Genomic DNA, 20,380 nt, shown 5'->3' with positions numbered 1-20,380 from the left:
GAGCAGATCTAGGCGGTTTCACTCTGCGGCTCATCATCATCGCGGGCGGATTGCGCTAGCGCCTCGTCGACCGCCCTTAGCTGTCGGCGCGTCTCGGCCAATTCCTCGGCAAACGCGAAGGCAGCACCCTCGCGCGAGTGATAGGAGGCAAGGCGTTTATGTGCGTCTTCCAGCCGTTGGCGATAGCGATCCTGCTCGCCGTCAAAACCATCGAGCGCATGTTCGAGGCGCGACACGGCGCCACGCGGCGTCACGGTCACGGCCAGATCGATCTCCTGGTCGACGCCGGTCCGCTGGAGGACCGTCGTGTAGCGATAACCGTCGCCCTTGCCGAACCGCTCGCCGGAATAAACGAGATCGAAGCCTCCGACCGAGGCGATGACGATCTCGCCCTCCTGCTGGAGTTGAACAAGGGTGAGGATTTCCCTCATCAAGGCGCGACCGGCGGCTTTCCGCTCGTCGAAAGCCTCGCCGACGACAGTCATGGCAAAGGCGTCGGCCGCGGTCGGAACAAGGCGCTCGATGTCCTTGCCGATTTCCGCAATCCGCCGCTCAGAGATCTCGATATCGCGTTCGGCGTCACGGATCTGCCGGCGCACCGCATATTGATCGTCGTCATGGGCGGCGCGCAGCCGCTCGAGACGTGCGATGTCCGCCTCGAGACCTGCCTTCCGCATCAACCGCTCGTCGCCCGACGCGATCGCCTTGGCCATCGCAAACTGGTTGGCGGCCCCTTCGCCGAGATCTTCGAGCCGGCGAACGGAGGTGTCGCCGGAAAGTGCCGCCGCAATGAAGCGGGCCTTGCGTTCGTTGTTCTGCCACATGCTGGCGTCGAGCGAGCCTTGCGTGGCATAGGCGAAGATATCGACTTCATCGTGCTGATTGCCCTGGCGCACGATCCGGCCCTCGCGCTGTTCGATCTGTGACGGCAACCATGGGACATCGAGATGATGCAGCGCCTTGAGGCGAAGCTGCGCGTTCACGCCCGTTCCCATCGTCTCAGACGAGCCGATCAGAAAGCGGACCTTGCCGGATCGCACGTCGGCGAACAGACGCTGTTTGGCCTCGGTCTTCTTATGGTCCTGCATGAAGGCGATTTCCGAAGCGGGAACGCCCTGGCGGACCAGCTCGTCCCTGATCCAGCGGTAAGCCGAGAAGCCACGCGTCGCCTCGACGTTGATGGTGCCGAGATCGGAAAAGATCATCTGGGCCGCGCCGGGCAGATCGAACGCTTTGCCGTCCGGGCGGAGATAGGTGCTCTGTGCGGTCTCCCGCCAGATGCGGTAGGCATTCTGGATGAGCAGGTTGAGCTTGTTGTCCGGCTCGTTGTCATTGTCCGCGTCGACCAGACGGAGATCGATTGCCGCATGGCGCCCGTCGGTGATGACGGAAAGCAGGATGTCGTCGCCGGGCTTTGCCGGTTCCTCGCGCATCTCGATCGCCTTGATCCGGGCGTCGAGGATCGCCTGATAGTTCCTGAACGCCTGGGTCGGCCTAGCCGTCAGGATCTGCCGCCGGCCTGTCGAGATATTGGGCACCTTGACGTATTCGCGGAGATCGTCTGGCATCACCACGTCGGCGAAGGACCGGAACATCGCGATCAGTTCGGGCACGTTGACGAAGCTCGCGAACCGGCTGACCGGCTTGTATTTGCCTGATGGCTGGATCTCCAGTTCCGTCGTGGTGTCGCCGAAGGTCGAGGCCCAGGCGTCGAACTCATGTAGCCCGCGCTCGCGCAGCGCGTCGGCCCCGAGCAGCCGCTGCACCGAGAACATCTCGCCGAGCGTGTTGGTGATCGGCGTGCCGGAGGCCAGCACAAGCGCGCGCCCTGGATTCCTGGTTTCGATGAACCTCGATTTGACATAGAGATCCCAGGCGCGCTGCGAGCCGTTCGGATCGATACCCTTCAACGTCGACATGTTTGTCGCGAAGGAAAGCTTGCGGAATTCCTGCGCCTCGTCGACGACGATCTGGTCGACGCCGATTTCGGAAATGGTCAGCAGATCGTCCTTGCGGGTCGACAGCGCCTCGAGCCGCTCCTTGAGGCCTTCCTTGAGCCGCTCCAGCCTTTTCCTTGAGACTCGATCCTCGCCGTCGACCTTGGTGAGCAAGTCCTCGTAGAGCTGCAACTCATCCTGGATCATTTGTTGTTCAAAGACGGACGGGACCGCGATAAACCTGAAGGCGGAGTGGGTGATGATGATCGCGTCCCACGTCGCCGTGGCGGCGCGGGAGAGGAACCTCGCCCGCTTGTCCTTGGTGAAATTGGTTTCGTCGGCTACGAGGATACGGGCATTCGGGTAGAGAGCGAGAAACTCGCGCGCCGCCTGGGCCAGGCAATGTCCCGGCACGACCAGCATCGCCTTGGCGATCAGACCAAGCCGGCGCTGCTCCATGATCGCGGCAGCCATCGTCATCGTCTTGCCGGCGCCGACGGCGTGGGCAAGGTAGGTGGAACCCGACGAGATGATCCGCCAGATGCCGCGTTTCTGATGCCCGTAAAGAACAAAGGCGCCAGAGGCGCCGGGAAGTTTCAGATGGGAACCGTCGAACTTTCGCGGCGCGATATTGTTGAAGCGGTCGTTGTAGACCCGCGCGAGCCGGTCGGTCCGATCCGGATCGGTCCAGACCCAGTCCTGGAAGGCCTGCTTGATCTTCTGCAGCTTGTCACGGGCGGCTTCCGTGTCGACGACGTTCAGCACACGCCGCTCGCCGTCGACATCCTTGAAGACGTCGAAGATCTGCGGCACCCGGCTGTTCAGCGCATCGGCAAGCAACTCGCCGGCATGGCGGCGGTCGGTGCCCCATTCCGATGTACCGGCGGCCGTCCAACCGAGCTGCCGGGCCTCGACGGTCCACGAGCCCAGTTCCGGCATGTGGTAGATTTTGATCTCGGCACTCATCGTCTCGTGCACGAAGTCGACGATATCGGCTGCCGGGATCCACGGCGCGCCCAAGCGAGCGGTAATATCGGACGGGCGGAGGTCGGCCGGCTGAACCGCCTGAAGCGCCCGGACGTTTCGCTCGTAGGCGGCGTCGAGCACGGCGGCGGCTTCCGCAACACCGAGCTTCGTGCGCACGGCGCCGGAGAGATAGGCGTCCGAAGTCTGCCAGGAACCGTCGGCGGGATCGCGAAAGATCGTGTCCCCGAGCGCATCGAGAACCGCATCCGTGTCGCAATGCAAAAGCTCGGCGATATGATCGAGGTCGACGCGCCCGCGCTCGTTGAGCACCACGGCCAACGCATCGGCGGCTGAGGTGATGATCGGCGGGGAAGGGGGTGCGATGACCCGTTCAGAAAAGATCGGACCGGGCCTGGCGGTGTCGGTTTCGAGATCGTAATCCTCGATCGATGCGACCAGCCAGCAATCGGGATCGTCGCGGAAGGGCTGCAGGTTGGGCTGGCGATGGGTTTCGCGAACCTCGCCCGTCGTCTCATCCTCGCTGATCGATACCGTCGTGTGATTGATCGGCCCGAAGTCGCGGACGAAGCTCGACCAGGCGATCCGCACTCGCACCTGCAGCTCGCGCCATGGGCGGTCCAGCTCCTGAGCCTTCAGAACCTCGCGCAGGGCATCGCGGATCGGGATCAGCTTGCGGATGACGCGGACGTGCTTTTCCGAAATTCCCTCGCCGCTGCGGGCCTTGCGAACCTGCACCGTGACCGGTTCACCGTCGACAACCTGCATGAGACCATGCCTGACATCTACAAAATAGCTGCCCTCGCGCGCCTTCGCATTGTCGGGACGAAGATCGACGATCTCGCCGAGCTCGTCCTCCAGGTCGATGTCGATTGCGGTCGGCTCGCCGTCATAGAGGTCTCCCGGGAGAAGAGCGATGGCTGCCGTCAGCGCCGCCTCAAGCTCGGCGCCGACGCGAGGCCAGCATGTGTAGGTCTCGCCGAATGGACCTGAAGTGAGGGCATGATCACCGAGCACCAACTCCGGGTGCTGCGCGAACCAGCGGTTCACGCGGATCGCACCGTCGTCGTCGGTCGCGGGTCGTAGCTCCTCCAGGTCGAGCCACAAAAGGTTGCGTTCCGGTTCGCCCGTCTTTCGCTTGCGGAAGAAGAGGATATCGACCACCACGTCGGTGCCGGCATCGCGGCGGAAGCTACCCTCGGGCAGGCGGATTGCCGCGATCAGGTCGGCGGACTTGGCAATATGCTCGCGTGCGGTGCGATCGGCCTTGTCCATCGTGCCGGCGCTGGTGACAAAGGCGGCCAGGGCGCCCGGCTTCAGGAGATCGACTGACCGGGCGATGAAATAGTCGTGCAGGCGGAGCCCCAGCGAACGATAGTGCCGGTCGGAGCGAACCGTCCGATCGGAAAAAGGCGGGTTGCCGATTGCGAGATCGTAAATCGCATTAAGGTCCGTGCGCGCGAAATCGCCGTTGATGATCCGTGCCTTCGGCTGCAGCAATCGTGCGATGCGGGCCGTGACAAGATCGAGCTCGATGCCAGTGACGTAGCTCACATCGCGATATTGTTTAGGCATCAGCGCTGGAAACAGGCCCGTTCCTATCCCTGGCTCCAGCACGCGGCCGCCGCGCCAGCCGAGGCGTTGCAGGCCCTTCCAGATCGCCCGGATGACAAATTCGGGGGTGAAGTGGGCATATTGCGTGCAACGGGCGAGCGATGCGTAATCGCCATCGCTGACGGCCGTTTCCAGCGAACTGCCGAGATCGTCCCAACCTGTGCGAAAGTCGGCTTCCCCCGGCCGTCGGAACATGCCGTTCGCCAGTTCGCCGGCGCCGAAGCCGGTGAAGCGGATCAGCCTCGCTTGGGCTTCCGGAGTTGCAGGCAAGTCCAGCTTCTCCAGTTCATTGGCCGTGAGGATCGCCGCGACGTTGATCCGCGCCCGATCTTTCCAGGTCGCGGCGAGCTCGCGATCCCCGTCGTCGAGGTAGAAATTGGCACGCTGACCCTGCTTTCGCGGGTCCGAGCGCCTGGTCACCGGCAGAGCCGGCGCAGGAGAGGGCGGGGTCGGGTCGGGTTCGTCGTCATTGGCGGCAAAACCGCCGAACGCGGTAACGCCAAGACCAAGTCCCGACGACAATGCGCTGCTGCCTGATATATCGAGGGTGAAGGGATCGTTGCTCATCGAAAGCTCCTTGTGAGCGCGCGTCGTCGATCCGCCGCAAGGGGCAGCCGAGGGAACGCAAAGGGGTGGAGAGGGCGCCGCCTGCAGGGGTGGCGCGGCTACGGCCGGCCGAGCGCTAGTCGCGCCCGGTCAAGAACAACTGCATGGTGTCGGTCACGAGAGCGATGCGTGGCGTCCGGGCTTGCCGCCATTATCGCCTCCAACTGCCGGGCATCAAGGAAATCGACGCCGTCGTCGCCACCGAACGTCCGGCGCTTGACCTCGAACCAGTCGTCGTTGGTGGCCGGATTGCATTCCTCGGCATAGACGACAAGGGGTTCTGGCCGCCGGCAAGCTTGCCGTTCGAAAGAAGATAGACCCCTGATCTCCGACCAGCCAAAGACCCGGCTGCTCGTCCTTGCCAGGCTTCAGTCCATAATAGGGGTTGCGAAAGCCGCCATTGGCTTGCGTATCGGCCCGGCCGTGCGCGATCACCTCGCGCACGGATGCAAGCGGAAAGGTGAGCATGGTTCCACCTCTCAAGCCGCGATCGGCGGGGGGAGGTGACGCAGTTGTACCGGTAGCTTGGCGACGATCTCGTCGTCGCTGAGGTCTTCCAGCAGCTTCAGAAACGTGCCGCCTTTCCCGCCGTAGAGCATCACGGTGCGCCCGCCGCGCGAGGCCTCTGGCCAGCGCTCGCCGGCATGGCCGCGATAGTCGTCCGCCGTACTGCTCCAGATATGCTCGAGGCGTTCGGCGCGCGTCATGGCGCGGACCGGCCGGCTCTCACGCTCGATGATCGCAACGCGCATCGTCTCGACGGACGCATGATCGGAAAGGTCGCAATAGCCGTGGAAGAAGCGGATCGCCTCGTCGATCCGGAGCGCGAAGAAGACGCTGGTGACCGAGCCGGTGAGGAACTCGCGCATCGCGAACATCGAGCCGCGGATCCAGAGCGGCGGCAGGATTTCGAACATATAGTCGTGTTCGGTCTCGCCGATCTCGAACCATTCGCCGGCGTAGAGCGGCGTTGCATCGCCGTCCCAGCGGTTGGGCCGTTGATGATGACGGTCGAACATGCGGAACATCTGCGGTCGGTTTGCGACGCCCTGGAAGACTTTTCGGATATCGGGAGAGGGGTTCATCTGCGGCTCCTTTGGAGGTTTCGGACCGAAGCGCAGCACTGTCCTTTCGACCTTGCCTTCCTCTTCAGTCCTTCATGACCCCTTGGCTGCCGCCGGCATCGCGACCGTCTGGGTCAAGGGCCGGCTCCGCCGGGCGAAGCCTCCCTTGACGCGGGCGGCGCGCATGCGGCATGCCTCCTCCTTCTTTCCTCTCCCTCTTTTCCTTCTCCCGGATTTTCAGGACCTCGTTCCAATCGTCCGCGGGTGGGCGAAGCCGGGTCCAGTCGCAGCCCACATCGTCAGCAATCGCCCGCAACCGGTCGGCAAACATATCGCCCTGCGGATTGGCGTCCGTCGCCGCAACCATCTGGACACTAGGCTCCAGGGCTAACTCCCGCAACGCTGCCTCCGTGGTCGGCGACCATCCGCCACCGGTACTGAGATAAAGCGTGCCGTCACGCAATCCCTCAAGTACCGCAAGACTCATGGCGTCGATCGCGGCTTCGGTAACGGCGAGGCGTACTGCAGTGTCAGTACCGAGGCGGAAGAGGACCTTTTTACCTCCAGAGGCAAAGCCGCGATATTGCGGACCCCGCGCCTCCCAGCCCGTGATGTCGCCTTCGGCGTTCGTATGGGCGGCCCACATGCTCCCCTGCGGTCCTTCGCGAAGAACGTTGCATTTGATCGCCGCACGAATGAAGGCTGCGGGCAGGCAGCGCTCGTCGCGTAGGTAGCGCCATGTCGATGAGCCTGGCCAAGGGCGGCGGCGCGCCTGCCAACGATCGGAAAGAGAAACGTCGGATAGGTCGTCGGACGGGTGTGGCTGCCACTCAGGCCTGGAAAGGCCAAACCCGACGAGATCTGCAACCCATTCCACGCACTCCAGGAAGCCGACGGGATCGAGATGCTGCACGAGCCCGAAGACATCGCCTTTGGCGTCGCTGAGCGGATCGAACCATCCTCGCCCTTCATGCGTAACGATGACGATCTCTCCGCCACGGCGAAACTTCACCGCCCGCCGGGTGCTTTCCTTGGCATCGACAGCAAAACCGGCCTCTTCCAGCACCGCGGCGCAGCTTACCTTGTCGCGTAGCACCTCTATCTCTCGTCTCTCCATTTTTCTTTCGATCGCGGCAGCGATCGCCTCCAATTCGTCAGCTTTATCCATCCGCAGCTTCAGCGGCCGCGAAGAGCAAAGGCCGCAAGGGCGCGGCTGACAATCTGGTGAATTATGCAAGGCCAGCCGCGGCGAAGCCTCCCTTGCGGCCTGCCGCTCGCAAGCGGCACGCCCGAGGGCCACGCCCCGGCTCAATGCCAAGGCGTGTATTCGTGGACGATCTCAAGATCGTCGTCGGCGTCGATTTCGTCGGACGGCAGGACGCCGTATTCGCCGTCGACAGAGAAGAGGGTGACAGGGACCATCAGGTCGCGAGAGAGCTGGAAACCGTGAGACTGGGCGAGGGAAAGGTCGTGCGACATGTGAGAGGCTCCTTCGGGAGCGGGCCATTCCCGCTCGATGGCTCCTCAAAAGGCCCGGGGACGGGCGCGATCACCGCGACGCGAAGCGGAAGCGGCCGCAGCAGCGCTAGCGGACCCCTCGCGGGTTGATCGTGGAAGATCCGGAGCCGGGCCAGGACGCCATCACAAGAGAGCGGGATTGGCTTGCTTCCGTTTGGGGCTCAGATTTTCCGCACGATTTTCGTCGTCGGTGCCAACTCCTCGCCTTCGTTCAGCGGCCGATCACTGGTGTCTTCGAATCAATGGGTGCGCTACTGGCTGTCCGCTGATCACGTTGGCTGACTGCTCAACCTCGACCGACCGCTCGCCTTCACAATGGCCTCCTCGACGGACTTCGCGTCGAGCACGACTACCGCGCGTTCCAGGCAAAGTTCGATCTCGGTGACGCTTTTCCCCTCCAACAGGGCGATTTCGGCGTGAGTCTTGCCCATGGACACCCACCGAAGGCACATCTTTTCCAAGGGCGAAAGCATGGTCGTTTTCATGAATCATCCATGTTGTGAGTTCATGCTGAAACGCGACTTGCGGGCAGGGCGAAGCTATCCGGCATGCCTCAGCTGTGCGAGCAGTTTCTTGCGGAAGACTTCTGCCGGTGTCCTGTATCCCAGGCATTTACGCGGAGTCTCATTGAGCTGATTGCAGATCGCGATCAGTTCCGCGTCGGTTACGGATAAGGGATCGACCTCTCTCGAAAGCCATTTTCGCGCTCGCCTGTTGGTGTTTTCGACCGTGCCTTTCTGCCAGGGCGATTGCGGGTCGCAGAACCATGTCTGCGTGCCAATGCTGGCTTGCAGATAAGGCCAGTCTGTGAACTCTGTGCCGCGGTCGAACGTGATCGAGCGGCGGGCGAGGTGGGGCAGCGCCTGTAGCGCTTGCACAAGTCCGTTCATGACCGGCCGGGACTGCCGATCGTTATTGCGCAGGAAGATAGCAAAGCGGCTGACCCGCTCCACAAGCGAGGTCACATTGGCTTTCCCAAACTTCTTCCGGAACTGGATCAGGTCGCATTCCCAGTGACCAAACTGCTGGCGATCAGCAACAGCATCCGGGCGCCGCAGGATGTTCAGTTCAGGGCTAAACCTCTGACCATGCTTGCGTCTTGCATGTCGTGGGCGCCGTCGAGCGCGATGCTCCGGCAGGTGCCGCCAAAGCTTGATTGCGTGTCCGTCCGCGGAATATGCGAACTTGTAGATCGTTTCGTGACTGACCGAGATCGGGTGCCGTTCCAAACGCATCCGGCCAGCGATCTGCTGCGGCGACCAACCATGTTTGATGCGGTCGATAACTGACTGCCGAACATTCGAGAAGCGCACCAACTTACGGAGCTTGGCGCGTCGTTCGCAAGCCATGTCATGGGCCGTCACGCAGTAGTAACCACTGAGATCAGGAACGGCCTTGTCGACGAACATGTTGCGCTTGATCTCACGAAAGATCGTCGAGCGATGTCGGCCAAGCTTTTCGGCGATCACTTCGACACTTAGCCCAGCGGTTCTCCAGCGGGCAATCTTGCGACGTTCATCGAGGTCAATGTGGGAGTAGGTGCGTTCCATTGCATTCTCCTTGCGAGTGACAACCCATTGGCATCATTCGCAAGTCGCACTTCATCCTTGAACCCACCCCCCCTACATCCGAAGATCGCATAAGCTAAATTATGGAACTCAAACACAAACTTCTTCTGGCTTATCGCCTCGTTCACAGTCCACCCCGTGTAGGCGATGCGCGTTTAGTCAACGCTGGGCGATGCGGCTGCTACCTGTTTCCCGACAGCTCCCGAAGGACTAGGGGTGCTTGCTCGATCCAAATTAGGACGACAGGGCGTCAGCACCGATAGCTTCGAGCGCAGCACGTGCCACATCCTCGTCCTGATTACCACTCCCCGAACCAACGCCGATACCGCCAACCAGAACCCCGTCAAAGCGGATGGGAAGACCGCCCTTCAGTCCTGTTACCTCGCCCTGGGTCGCACCGGAAATCAGAAGACGTGCCTGTTCTGGAATGGCCGTCGAAGGCGCATTTATGGAAGCGGCGGTGCGAGCCTTGGCAAGGGCACTCTTCAAGGAAAGAAATCGCGCACCCTTCATCCGAAAGGACCCGAGCACGACGCCACTCTGATCGACGACGACAATGCATTGCGGCTGGCCCATCGCAGAGGCTGCGTCGATAGCCGCCTGCAGCATGGCGAGCACGCCCTTGTCCGTCAGTTGCGCCGAAGGCTCAAAGAAGCTGCTCATGGGCTCGTTTCCTAAGTTAATGTGACGTCGTCGCGCCCGGCACGGAGGTGCCCGCACCGGCCGCGCAGGAGCAGGCTTACTTGCCCCAAATCTTGGCATACTGGTCGCGGTAACCATTGCCCGGATCAAAGATGTTCTTGTCGCCACCATCAGAGCTGATGTTGGCCTTGGTGACGACATGGAGCGGCGAGGTGTAACCCGACCATTCGACCTTGCTTACGGCACGGTTCAGCTCGTCGATCAACTGCCAGCCCTGCAGGTTGAGCGGCTCGGCCACCGTCACCGCCTGATACTGGCCGGAACGGATGCGCTGATAGGCGGACTCGGAACCGTCACCGGCGGCAACGGCCTTGGGCGCACCATCACCGGGAATGCCGGCAGCCGCCAGGCTCGGCCCCATGAAGTCGAAATAGATGTCGTTGATCGCCAGCGCATGCGTCCAGCTGGCGCCATATTTCTGCAGAAGCGAGGTCGTCAGCGTCGGCATGCGGTTCGAGGTGTCGGCGATCGGAGTGTCGACATATTCGAGCACCGTGCCGCCGAGCTTCTCGATCGTTTCCTTGATCTTGTCCGCCTTGGCAATGGCGATCGCATAGGTCGAGTCAGTGAAGATCACGACGCCCGGCTTACCACCGGCATCAGCAAAGGCCCATTTTGCGGCAGCGGCCGAGACTTCCATGGCGTCGGTCGAGACATTGGCGAACAGGCAATTGGCCGGATCAGGACCGATGACCGGGCCGGCATGCCAGCTGACCATCGGGATGCCGGCATCGCAGGCCTGCTTCAAGGCTGCCTGCTGCTCGACGGCATCGAAGCCGTTGATGATGATACCATCGGGCTTCAGCGCAAACGCCTGACCGAAGGCGCCGGCACGGCTCTGCACGGAACCGGCGCCATCAAGAACGGTAACCTCCCAACCGATCTTGGCAGCGGCTTCCTGGATGCCGTTGGTGACGCCGAGGATGCCGCCATTCTTCATGTCGGCTGCGAGCACGACGACCTTCTTGGCAGCGGCCGCGGTCGGGCCGCTGGTCGGGCCGTCCCAGGTCGTCTTTTCACCGGCATATTTCTGGACTTCTGCCATCGCGTCTGAAATCGCGTCGGCATAGGCAGGCATGGCGGCCGTCAGCGCCAGGATCGATACGGCTAGGGCTCTCTTCAGCATGGTTTCCTCCCAAAGTAGCTGAATGGACTTATTTCGACTTCGCGCCTTTCTTTCTTTGCGCGTAACCGGCGATCCCGATGGCGATCAGAAGTGTCGTGCCGTTGAACAGGGGCTCGACCCAGAAGCTGCCGCCGAATTGCTGGATGCCGGAAATACCGACGGCGAGGATCATCACGCCGACGATGGTGCCCCAGACATTGACGCGTCCGGGTTTGATGGTGGTCGAGCCGAGGAAGGCGCCGACAAGCGCCGGCAGCAGGAATTCCAGACCAACCGAGGCCTGGCCGATGCGCAGCTTCGAAGCGAGCAACACGCCGGCGAGTGCCGTCATCAGGCCGGATGTGACAAACGCGCCGATAACGAACTTGCGCGTCGGAATGCCGTTGAGTTCGGCCGCCCGCTGATTGGCGCCGATGGCGTAGAGGTACCGACCGATCGGCGTGTATTCCAGCGCAACCCAGAGCACGAAGGTGATGACCAGCACGTAGAGCGCGGTGATCGGCAGGCCGAAAACGAAAGTGCCGTTGATCGCATAGAAGGCATCTGGAAGCGCGCCGACCATCTGGCGGCCGCCGGTATGCCAGAGCGCGAGGGCATACAGGATAGTGCCCGTACCAAGGGTTGCGATAAAGCTGTCGATCCGCGCAACCTCGACCAGGAGACCATTGAGCGCGCCGATCACCACACCAAGCACAAGCACGATGGCAACGGCAACAGGCCAGGGGAAGCCGTAGAGCGTCTGTAAGCTGATCGCCAGAATATGCCAGAGCACGATGCCATAGCCGACCGTAAGGTCGATTCGTCCGGCGACCATGGGGATCATCGCCGCCAACGACAGAAGAGCAATGATCGCCTTGTCTGACAGGATGGCTCTGACGTTGAGCATGGTCGGGAATGTGGTCGGCAAAAGGATCGAGAACAACAGGATCAGGCCGAACATCAGGATGACGAGACCATAGGTGGGCGCGAGGCGCACGAGCTTGCGAACGGGCGACAGGCCCCGCAATTCGTCCTTGGTGGGTTCAACAGCGTTGGATTGGATACCGGGCATGGCGGTCCTCAGGCGGCTTCACCGGCCGATGCGGCCTGGATCAGGGATTCAGTTGACAGTTCGACGCCACTCAGCTCGGCCACGGGCAGGCCGCGGCTGAAGACGATGGCGCGATGGCAGATATTGGCAGTCTCTTCGAAATCGGTGGACACCACGAGGACGCCCATGCCGCTTGCAAGAGCCTGATAGAGAAGATGATAGATCTCGGCTTTAGCCCCGACGTCGACGCCGGCGGTCGGATCTTCCGCAATCAGCAGCCGGCGACCAGAATCAAGCCAGCGTCCAACGACAACCTTCTGCTGATTGCCACCCGACAGCGCCTCGATGGCGAGCGTCGGATCATTGGGCGAGAGGCCGACACGGCGGCCCAGTCCATGGGCGAGTTCATCTTCGGTCTTAGGCGACAGCAGACTGAGCAGACGTCGCCCCGTGGCCGAGGGATTTAGAAACGCGTTTTCTCGGATGGAGAGGCCCGGCGCAACACTTTCGGCAATACGGTCTCGCGCCACGAGGCCGATGCCCGAGCGCATCGCGGCACCGGCGTCTTTCAAGTCTGGCGCAACGCCGTTCAGCGCAATCTTGCCGGCATGCGGGATGAGGCCGAAAAGGGCGCGACCGACATCCTCGTGACCGGCCCCGCGAAGGCCCGCAAGACCCAGCAGCTCGCCGCGCCGGATCTCGAAGCTGACAGGGCCGACTGCACCTGTTGCGAGACTTGAAACTTTGAGGATCGCCGGCCCTTCAAGAATGGCAGGCCGGGCAATCTCGCGCGCTTTTCTGCCAACGATAAGACCGACCAGTTCCTCCGGCGTCGTATGTTCGATCGAACGCATCCCGACCATCTGCCCGTCGCGCAGCACGGCGACCCGATCGGCGATACGGAAAATCTCATCCAACCGGTGGCTGACATAGATCATGCCGACGCCGCGGGCTTTCAGCGGACGGAGGGCTGCAAACAGCCGCTCCACCTCATCGGCTGGCAGGCTGGCGGTCGGCTCGTCGAGCACAAGGTAATCGCAATCGGCGGCAAGCGCGCGGGCGATGGCGACCAGGGATTTCTGCGTTCGAGTGAGACTGGAGACCCGCGCAGTTGCTGAAAAATCGGCCTCGACCAGTGCGAGTGCCTTGTCGGCAACATCTTCGGTCGCGGACCAGTCGATCCGACGGCCCTTCTTCACATAGCCAAGCGACAAGGCAATGTTTTCGGCAACACTCATCCACTCGATCAGACCGAGATCCTGGTGGATGAAGGCGACCTTCTGGCCGCCGGCCTTGCCGGCCTCATGGGCGTAAGGCACGCCATCGATGAAGACGCCACCCTCGTCGGGACGGTGGATGCCGCCGAGGACCTTGATGAGCGTCGACTTGCCGGCTCCGTTCTCGCCGAGCAAGGCGACGATTTCGCCACGCTCGACCTTCAGCGAAACACCTTTGAGGGCCTGCGTGCCACCAAAGGATTTCACGATTCGATCGAAAAGCAGGCCGTCTGCGGACGGTTGCATGCTGTGTCTCTCCTCCCAGGCCGGTCCAGATCTTGCGTCAGGGTTACCGGTAACGTAGTTAACCTATCTTCAAGTTTTACTGAGTCAAGTCGAAAGTTATCGATAACATGAACTGCGTCGTTTACCGTGGCACCGTGGGTCAAATGTCCAGATGAAAGCCAACCTCGAGGATATTGCCCGCGCCGCTGGCGTGTCGAAGATGACGGTGAGCCGCGTGTTGCGCGACGGGTCAGGTTTCTCCGACCAGACACGTCGCAAGGTGATCGAGATTGCGGCGCAACTGGGCTACGTGCCGAACCGCCTTGCCGCCGCCTTTGGCTCAGACCAGGCTGAAACCTTGGTCGGCATGTGTGTACCGCGCCTGACCTCGGGCCTGTTCGGCCATGTGCTGGATGGCGTGGACCGGGCGCTGGGTCGCCTCGGCTACCAGCTGATCATCGGCGCCAATGATCACTCGATGTCGGAGGAAGAAGCCTGGATCCGGCAGGTGGTCAGTTGGCGTCCGGCAGGCCTCATTCTCTCAGGCCGCCACCACACGGCGGGAACGATCGAGCTCCTGCGCAGTGCGGCCGTGCCCGTTGTCGAAATCTGGGATCTGACGACGAGCCCTATCGACATGGCGGTCGGCTTTTCCCATGCCGACTGCGGCGCAGAAATGGCCCGGCATCTCCTCGCGCGTGGTCGCCGAAAGGCCGGTTATGTCGGCGCGCTTGCCCGATCTGACGTGATGGGACAGGCGCGTTTCGAAGGGTTTCACGACGCACTTGCCCGTGCCGGACATCCGCTTGTCGATGCCGAAATGCTGCACGATGCGCCGGGCTTCTATGCCGGCTACTATGGCCTGGAGACCCTGCTCAGCCGAAAGAACGACTTCGATGTCGTTTATTTCCACAATGACGAGATGGCGATCGGCGGCCTTGCCTTCTGTCAATCGGGTGGACTGAGGGTACCCGAAGACATCGGCATTGCCGGTTGGGGCGGCATGGAAGCGGCCTCCATCCTGCAGAAGCGCCTGACCACGACCGTTGTGCCGACGACCAGCATCGGTAAGGCGGCGGCCGAGGCACTGGTCGCGAAGCTGAAGGGCGAGTCCGTACAGACCATCACCTTCGTGCCGACGAGGCTCGTGCCAGGCGAGACGGTCTAAACCGGCAAGCAGACTTCAGGGTGTCTGGATGCCCCGGCGGTTGAGGACGACGGAGTAGAGGCTGGTGGTCGCAGTGATGAAGAGCCGGTGCTTCGAGTGACCGCCGAAGCAGATGTTAGACACCATCTCCGGAACCAGGATCTTGCCCATCAGATGTCCGTCCGGTGCGATGCAGTGAACGCCATCGGCCGCTGATGACCAAAGGTTTCCGTCCGTATCGACCCGCATGCCATCGGCGCAGCCGGGCGTGACGACGTGGAAGACCCGACCATTCTTCGGCCGGCCATCGACCATGTCGAAAACCCGGATATGCTGTGGATCGGCGGAGAACATCTGCCCCGTATCAGCGACATAGAGACGGCTGCCATCCGGGCTGAAGGCGAGGCCGTTCGGTCCCTGCATGTCGGTAATCACAGCCTCGATCTCGCCATCCGGTGAAACCCGATAGACCGAGCAAGGCAGCTCCTGCTCCGCCTTGGTCCCCTCATAGTCCGTCATGATCCCGTAATGCGGATCGCTGAACCAGATGGCACCGTCGGGTGCGACGATGATATCATTCGGACTGTTGAGCCGCTTGCCCTGGTAGCCGTCGGCGATGACCGTGATCGACCCGTCCCATTCGGTGCGCGTCACCCGGCGCGTTCCATGTTCGCAGCTGACGAGACGGCCCTGCCGGTCCCGGGTGTGGCCGTTCGCATAGTTCGAAGGTTGGCGATAGGTGGTCACGCCATCCTCGGTCCAGCGGACGATGCGGTTGTTGGGAATGTCGGAAAACAGCAGGCAGCCTGCATCACCGAACCAGACCGGCCCTTCCGTCCAGTCGAAACCGGTTGCGAGCCGCTTTACCGGCGCATTGCCAAGCACATAGGTGGCGAAGATCGGATCTACGACTTCGAAAAACGACATGGCTGATGCTCCTCCGTCAACAGTCGCCGCACTCAAGCTGAAAACGCAATCTGCGCCTTCATTGCCTGGCTTCGATCCGAGGCGAGCAGAAAACCCTTCCCGGCTTCGGCCAGCGACACCGTATGCGTGATCAGCGGCTTCACATCGATCAAACCCTTGCGCATCAGCTCGACGCCGATGGCAAATTCCTGATGGAACCGGAAAGAGCCTCTGAGTTCGAGCTCCTTGGCCGTGATTGCCATCATGGGCAGCGTCATGTCGCCCCCCAGTCCAAGCTGCAGGATGATGCCCCGCGGTCTGAGCGACGGAATGGCGCCGGCCAATGCTGCGGCGACGCCCGTGCACTCATAGAGCACATCGAATGTGCCCTTGTCGCCTGCATAGGCCGACAGCGCATCCGGCTCCTTCGCCGTGTTGATGACGCGGTCAGCCCCGACCTTCGCCGCAAGCGCGAGCGTGAAATCGGAAAGATCGGTGGCAACGATCTCTGCGGCTCCAGCCCGGCGCGCCGAAAGGATGGAGAGCACGCCGATCGGTCCGCAGCCGGTGACCAGAACCTGCTTGCCGAACAGGCTGCCCGCGCGCGTCGTGGCATGCAGGGTTACCGCCAGCGGTTCCGCCATCGCGGCCTCGCCGGCAGAAAGACCCGTCGCGTCAACGCATTGATACGCCTCTGCCACCAGACTTTCCCGGAAGGCGCCCTGAATATGCGGGAACGGCATGGCGCTGCCGTAGAAGCGCATGTTGAGGCACTGGTTCTGCAATCCCTCGCCGCAATAGCGGCACTGGCCGCAGGGCCGCGAGGGCGAAACGGCCACAAGCTGCCCGATCTCGAAGCCGGAGACACCGGGCCCGATGGCCTCGACCCGTGCCGAGACTTCATGTCCAAGGATCATCGGCTCCTTCAGACGCACCGCGCCGAAGCCGCCGTGATTGTAGTAGTGGAGGTCCGAACCGCAGATCCCACCGGTCGCAAGGCTCAGTCGCAGCTGGCCGGCTTGAGGGTCTTCCACCGGGCGATCTTCGATCCTGAGATCACGGGCGGCATGAATGACGATGGCTTTCATCAGAGCACCGGAGTGAGGAGGGCTTCACCGGCGAAATGCGCGGTGAGATTGTCACGGACGAGCTTGCCCATCGCCTTGCGGGTCTCGATGGTCCCGCTGGCATGATGCGGCTGAAGCAGCACATTCGGCAGCGACAGAAAGCGCGGATTGAGATTGGGTTCGCCTTCGAAGACATCGAGGGCCGCCGAACCGAGCTCGCCGGTCTCAAGCGCGTTGAGAAGGGCTTCTTCATCGATGTTGGAGGCGCGGCTGATATTGATCAGCATGCCCTCGGGCCCCAGCGCCTCGATTACCTTGGCACCAACGATATGTCGGGTCGCCGCGGAAGCCGCCAGCGTCACAAAGAGAAAGTCCGAACGCTGGGCGAGCGCCACGGGATCGGCGATGAATTCCCAATCCCTGGCGAAATCCTTTGCCGAGACATCGCTATAGGCGATTTCCATGTCGAAACCGGCAAGACGTTTGGCGACCTCATAGCCGATCCGCCCGAGACCGAGCACCCCTGCCCTGCGCCCCCAGACTTTACGCTTCAAAGGGTAAAGCCCCTTGGCCGCCCAGGACCCATCCTTCACCCAGGCTTCAGCACCGATCATCCCGCGTGACTGGACCAGCATCATGGCGACCCCGAGATCAGCAACGTCATTCGTCAGCACGTCGGGCGTGTTGGTGACCCGAATGCCGCGCTCCCGGCAGGCGCCAAGATCAACCGCATCGAAACCGACGCCATAGACCGAGATGACTTCGAGATTGGGGCAGGCAGCGATAACAGAAGCATTCGCTCCGAGCTCGCCACGGGTCGCAATACCCCGAACCTTCGGACCAACTTCCGCCAGGAAAGCAGCCTTGTCAGCGGCCTCAAAATAGCGATGCATATGGAAGCTTTGCTCCAGCGGCACCTGATCCCAGTCCGGATAAGGGCCGATCTGCAGGATGTCGGGCTTGGTCACGATGTCTCTCCCCAGGGATGCTTGACTTTCAGTTGTTATCGATAACATATACAAATCATCTGACGCTTGTCGAGAGCGAAACTGAAGGAAGTAAACCGTGGCACTGAACCTGTTCGACCTGAAGGGCAAGCGCGCTCTGATTACGGGATCCTCGCAAGGGATCGGCTTTGCGCTGGCAGAGGGTCTGAAGGCCGCCGGTGCTGAGATCGCCCTCAACGGTCGTGACGCGACGAAACTCAAGGACGCGGCTGCACGTATCGAGGGCGCCGACCAGCTCGCTTTCGACGCGACTGACCACAACTCCGTGCGCGCGGCCGTCGATGCCTACGAAGCCTCCGGCAGGGTAATCGACATCCTCGTCAACAATGCCGGCATGCAGCATCGCGCCCCGCTTGAAGACTTCCCCGCCGACGCCTTTGAACGTCTGCTGCAGACCAATATCGCCAGCGTCTTCCATGTCGGCCAGGCGGTTGCCCGCCACATGATCGGCCGTGGTCGTGGCAAGATCATCAATATCGCCAGCGTCCAGACTGCCCTCGCCCGCCCCTCGATTGCCCCTTACACAGCGACCAAGGGCGCGGTCGGCAACCTGACCAAGGGCATGGCCACCGACTGGGCCAAGCACGGCCTGAACTGCAACGCGATTGCACCCGGCTATTTCGACACGCCACTCAATGCAGCCCTGGTTGCCGATCCGACCTTCTCCGCCTGGCTCGAAAAACGCACGCCGGCCGGCCGCTGGGGCAAGGTCGAGGAATTGCAGGGTGCATGCATCTTCCTCGCCTCCGATGCGTCGAGCTTCGTCAACGGACATATCCTTTATGTCGACGGTGGGATCACGGCATCGCTATGAGCTTGCGTCTGGTCATCATGGGAGTGGCAGGCTGCGGCAAGTCGACCGTCGGCGCCGCTCTGTCCGAACAGCTCCATATCCCCTACCGCGACGGCGACGATCTCCACAGCACCGAAGCCGTCGAGAAGATGCGGGCCGGCATACCGCTCACCGATCACGATCGCTGGCCCTGGCTCGATCGGATTGCTGCAGCCCTCAGGAATGAGGCGCCGTTGCTCATCGGCTGCTCCGCGCTTCGGCGCGTTTACCGCGACAGAATTCGCGCCGGCGCCGGCGGCGAGGTGAGTTTCGTCCATCTCGCCGGCGACCGGGATCTCATCGCAGCTCGCATGGCGACGCGGGCCGGCCATTACATGCCCCTGTCACTGCTCGACAGCCAGTTCGCCACCCTGGAGCGACCGGGACCGGACGAAGCCATCGAAGTGACGATCGACCAGCCTATGGCAAGCATCCTCGGCGAGGTCCTGTCTAATCTCGGAGGAAGCCCTTAATGACACACAAGATCGCCCTGATCGGGGCCGGCGCCATGGGCGGTGCCATCGGCGCACGCCTTGCCGAAACGGGAACCGATCTCATCGTCTACGATCGCGACCCGGAGAAAATCGCAGTTCTTGTCGCCAAGGGTGCCGCTGCGGCTTCGTCGGCAGCAGATGCGGCGAGCCCGGCAAAGGCCGTGATCCTGTCACTCAATTCTGCCGCCATCGTCCGCGCCGCAGTCTTTGGGCCTGAGGGTGTGGCGGCAGGCGCAAAACCCGGCACCCTGATCATCGACATGTCCTCGATCGACCCGGAGACGACAAAAGCACTCGCCGCGGACGCTAAAGCAAAGGGTCTGCGCTGGGTCGACAGCCCATTATCAGGCGGCATTCCGAAGGCCGCGACCGGCGAGCTTACCCTAATGCAGGGCGGCGCCGAACCCGACGTGCAGGAAACGCAAGACATCCTGTCGAAGCTCGCCGGCAACCAGACCCATATGGGCGGCCCGGGTGCCGGGCAGACGACGAAGATGATAAACCAGGTGCTCTGCGGCCTCGGCTTTCTCGCCGTGGCCGAAGCGACAGCGCTCGCCGAGGCAGCCGGCGTCGATGTCGAAAAGATCCCGCAGGCGCTCAAAGGTGGCCGCGCCGACAGCGCACTGCTGCAGGAATACATGCCGCGCTTCGCCAGCAGGGATTACCGCCGCACCGGGCGCATCGACAACATGGTCAAGGATCTCAACGCCGCCCAGGATCTGGCACGGCTCACCCACACCTCGATGCCGCTCACGGCGATCTGCGCCGAAGTGCATCGCGTGCTGACGGCTGCCGGACTCGGTGGCGAGGATCAGGCCGCATTGATGGAATATTTCAAGGGACCCAACAAGGAGATTGCCCGATGATCACCCGCTACGCATTGTTCGATGGCAAGATCCATGAAGGACAGACCGAGGCTTTCCGCGCCGCTGTCCTCGCCGAAATCCTGCCGAAGTGGCGCCAGTTCCCCGGGGCCCTCTCTGTCCGCGTCACCTTCGCCGAAAGCCGCGATGAGGGCGCACCGGAATATCCGATGATCCTGGCCATCAGCTATCCTGATCTGCCAAGCGTGGACGCTGCCCTTGCAAGCCCCGTTCGCACCGAGGCAAGAGCCGCGACGGAGTCCGTCCTGGCGCGCTTCTTCACTGGCTCGATCCATCATCACGTCACAACGGCGCATGAATACGCGCCCCTGTGAGCTAAGCCTGCAGAGACTGGATTTTCGCCAGAGATAACGATAACAAAATGGTATGAGCACGCCCCGCAAAGCACCAAC

18 protein-coding genes and 1 pseudogene are annotated in these 20,380 nt (G+C 62.2%); 5 read left to right on the top strand and 14 right to left on the bottom strand.

Going from position 1 to position 20,380, the window contains the following annotated elements:
• Positions 1-8: 8 nt before the first annotated feature.
• From ASE36_RS20615 to ASE36_RS20565, 11 genes and pseudogenes are all read right to left on the bottom strand, one after another.
• Positions 9-5,102: a helicase-related protein gene (locus tag ASE36_RS20615; protein ID WP_062284644.1), complete on the bottom strand. Its 5,094-nt coding sequence runs from the start codon at positions 5,100-5,102 to the stop codon at positions 9-11.
• A 98-nt stretch (positions 5,103-5,200) separates the two neighbouring features.
• Positions 5,201-5,609, bottom strand: a pseudogene (locus tag ASE36_RS22340) (DUF3085 domain-containing protein).
• Between the two features lie 11 nt (positions 5,610-5,620).
• Positions 5,621-6,226: a DUF1419 domain-containing protein gene (locus ASE36_RS20605; RefSeq protein WP_062284639.1), complete on the bottom strand. Its 606-nt coding sequence runs from the start codon at positions 6,224-6,226 to the stop codon at positions 5,621-5,623.
• Between the two features lie 64 nt (positions 6,227-6,290).
• Positions 6,291-7,322 (bottom strand): DUF3991 and toprim domain-containing protein, encoded by a 1,032-nt coding sequence (locus ASE36_RS20600; RefSeq protein ID WP_062284909.1) that lies wholly within the window; start codon positions 7,320-7,322, stop codon positions 6,291-6,293.
• Positions 7,323-7,513: 191 nt separating this feature from the next.
• Positions 7,514-7,684 (bottom strand): hypothetical protein, encoded by a 171-nt coding sequence (locus ASE36_RS22900; protein ID WP_062284637.1) that lies wholly within the window; start codon positions 7,682-7,684, stop codon positions 7,514-7,516.
• 308 nt (positions 7,685-7,992) lie between these two features.
• Positions 7,993-8,208 carry a helix-turn-helix transcriptional regulator gene (locus ASE36_RS20590; protein ID WP_062284635.1) on the bottom strand — a complete coding sequence of 72 codons (216 nt, stop codon included), beginning with the start codon at positions 8,206-8,208 and terminating at the stop codon, positions 7,993-7,995.
• Positions 8,209-8,262: 54 nt separating this feature from the next.
• On the bottom strand, positions 8,263-9,273 hold the full coding sequence (locus ASE36_RS20585) for an IS30 family transposase (protein WP_062284632.1): 1,011 nt from the start codon (positions 9,271-9,273) through the stop codon (positions 8,263-8,265).
• 252 nt (positions 9,274-9,525) lie between these two features.
• A complete protein-coding gene (locus ASE36_RS20580) occupies positions 9,526-9,954 on the bottom strand; it encodes a GlcG/HbpS family heme-binding protein (RefSeq protein ID WP_062284630.1) in 429 nt (142 codons plus the stop codon).
• 76 nt (positions 9,955-10,030) lie between these two features.
• Entirely contained in the window at positions 10,031-11,119 is a 1,089-nt protein-coding gene (locus ASE36_RS20575) for a substrate-binding domain-containing protein (protein WP_062284627.1), read from the bottom strand.
• Between the two features lie 28 nt (positions 11,120-11,147).
• Entirely contained in the window at positions 11,148-12,170 is a 1,023-nt protein-coding gene (locus ASE36_RS20570; RefSeq protein WP_062284625.1) for an ABC transporter permease, read from the bottom strand.
• A gap of 8 nt (positions 12,171-12,178) precedes the next feature.
• Complete coding sequence (locus ASE36_RS20565; protein ID WP_062284623.1) at positions 12,179-13,672, bottom strand: sugar ABC transporter ATP-binding protein; 1,494 nt, start codon at positions 13,670-13,672, stop codon at positions 12,179-12,181.
• Positions 13,673-13,823: 151 nt separating this feature from the next.
• Between ASE36_RS20565 and ASE36_RS20560 the strand changes: the two genes are divergently transcribed.
• Positions 13,824-14,819: a LacI family DNA-binding transcriptional regulator gene (locus ASE36_RS20560; protein ID WP_062284620.1), complete on the top strand. Its 996-nt coding sequence runs from the start codon at positions 13,824-13,826 to the stop codon at positions 14,817-14,819.
• Between the two features lie 15 nt (positions 14,820-14,834).
• Here the strand turns inward: ASE36_RS20560 and ASE36_RS20555 are convergent, their stop codons facing one another.
• The 3 genes from ASE36_RS20555 to ASE36_RS20545 are packed head-to-tail and all read right to left on the bottom strand — an operon-like array spanning position 14,835 to position 17,739.
• A complete protein-coding gene (locus ASE36_RS20555) occupies positions 14,835-15,725 on the bottom strand; it encodes an SMP-30/gluconolactonase/LRE family protein (protein WP_062284617.1) in 891 nt (296 codons plus the stop codon).
• Between the two features lie 32 nt (positions 15,726-15,757).
• The gene (locus tag ASE36_RS20550) at positions 15,758-16,792 is read right to left on the bottom strand and encodes an L-idonate 5-dehydrogenase (RefSeq protein ID WP_062284614.1); all 1,035 of its coding nucleotides are present in this window, start codon (positions 16,790-16,792) and stop codon (positions 15,758-15,760) included.
• Positions 16,792-17,739: a 2-hydroxyacid dehydrogenase gene (locus ASE36_RS20545; RefSeq protein ID WP_062284611.1), complete on the bottom strand. Its 948-nt coding sequence runs from the start codon at positions 17,737-17,739 to the stop codon at positions 16,792-16,794. Before ASE36_RS20545 ends, ASE36_RS20550 begins: the two co-directional genes overlap by 1 nt.
• A gap of 97 nt (positions 17,740-17,836) precedes the next feature.
• On the opposite strand from ASE36_RS20545, the gene ASE36_RS20540 reads away from it, so the two are divergent.
• Genes ASE36_RS20540 through ASE36_RS20525 form a run of 4 tightly spaced genes read left to right on the top strand, consistent with a single transcriptional unit; the run spans position 17,837 to position 20,302 of the window.
• Positions 17,837-18,592: an SDR family oxidoreductase gene (locus ASE36_RS20540; protein WP_062284609.1), complete on the top strand. Its 756-nt coding sequence runs from the start codon at positions 17,837-17,839 to the stop codon at positions 18,590-18,592.
• A complete protein-coding gene (locus tag ASE36_RS20535) occupies positions 18,589-19,083 on the top strand; it encodes a gluconokinase (RefSeq protein WP_062284607.1) in 495 nt (164 codons plus the stop codon). Before ASE36_RS20540 ends, ASE36_RS20535 begins: the two co-directional genes overlap by 4 nt.
• Positions 19,083-19,970 carry an NAD(P)-dependent oxidoreductase gene (locus tag ASE36_RS20530; protein WP_062284605.1) on the top strand — a complete coding sequence of 296 codons (888 nt, stop codon included), beginning with the start codon at positions 19,083-19,085 and terminating at the stop codon, positions 19,968-19,970. Before ASE36_RS20535 ends, ASE36_RS20530 begins: the two co-directional genes overlap by 1 nt.
• Positions 19,967-20,302 (top strand): hypothetical protein, encoded by a 336-nt coding sequence (locus ASE36_RS20525; protein WP_062284603.1) that lies wholly within the window; start codon positions 19,967-19,969, stop codon positions 20,300-20,302. The genes ASE36_RS20530 and ASE36_RS20525 overlap by 4 nt, the downstream gene beginning before the upstream one ends.
• The last annotated feature ends 78 nt before the right edge of the window (positions 20,303-20,380 follow it).

Source organism: Rhizobium sp. Root274 (genome assembly GCF_001429245.1).
In the GTDB taxonomy this organism is placed as follows: domain Bacteria; phylum Pseudomonadota; class Alphaproteobacteria; order Rhizobiales; family Rhizobiaceae; genus Allorhizobium.
Note: the sequence above shows the minus strand (reverse complement) of the source record. Positions and strands in the feature narration are given on the sequence as shown.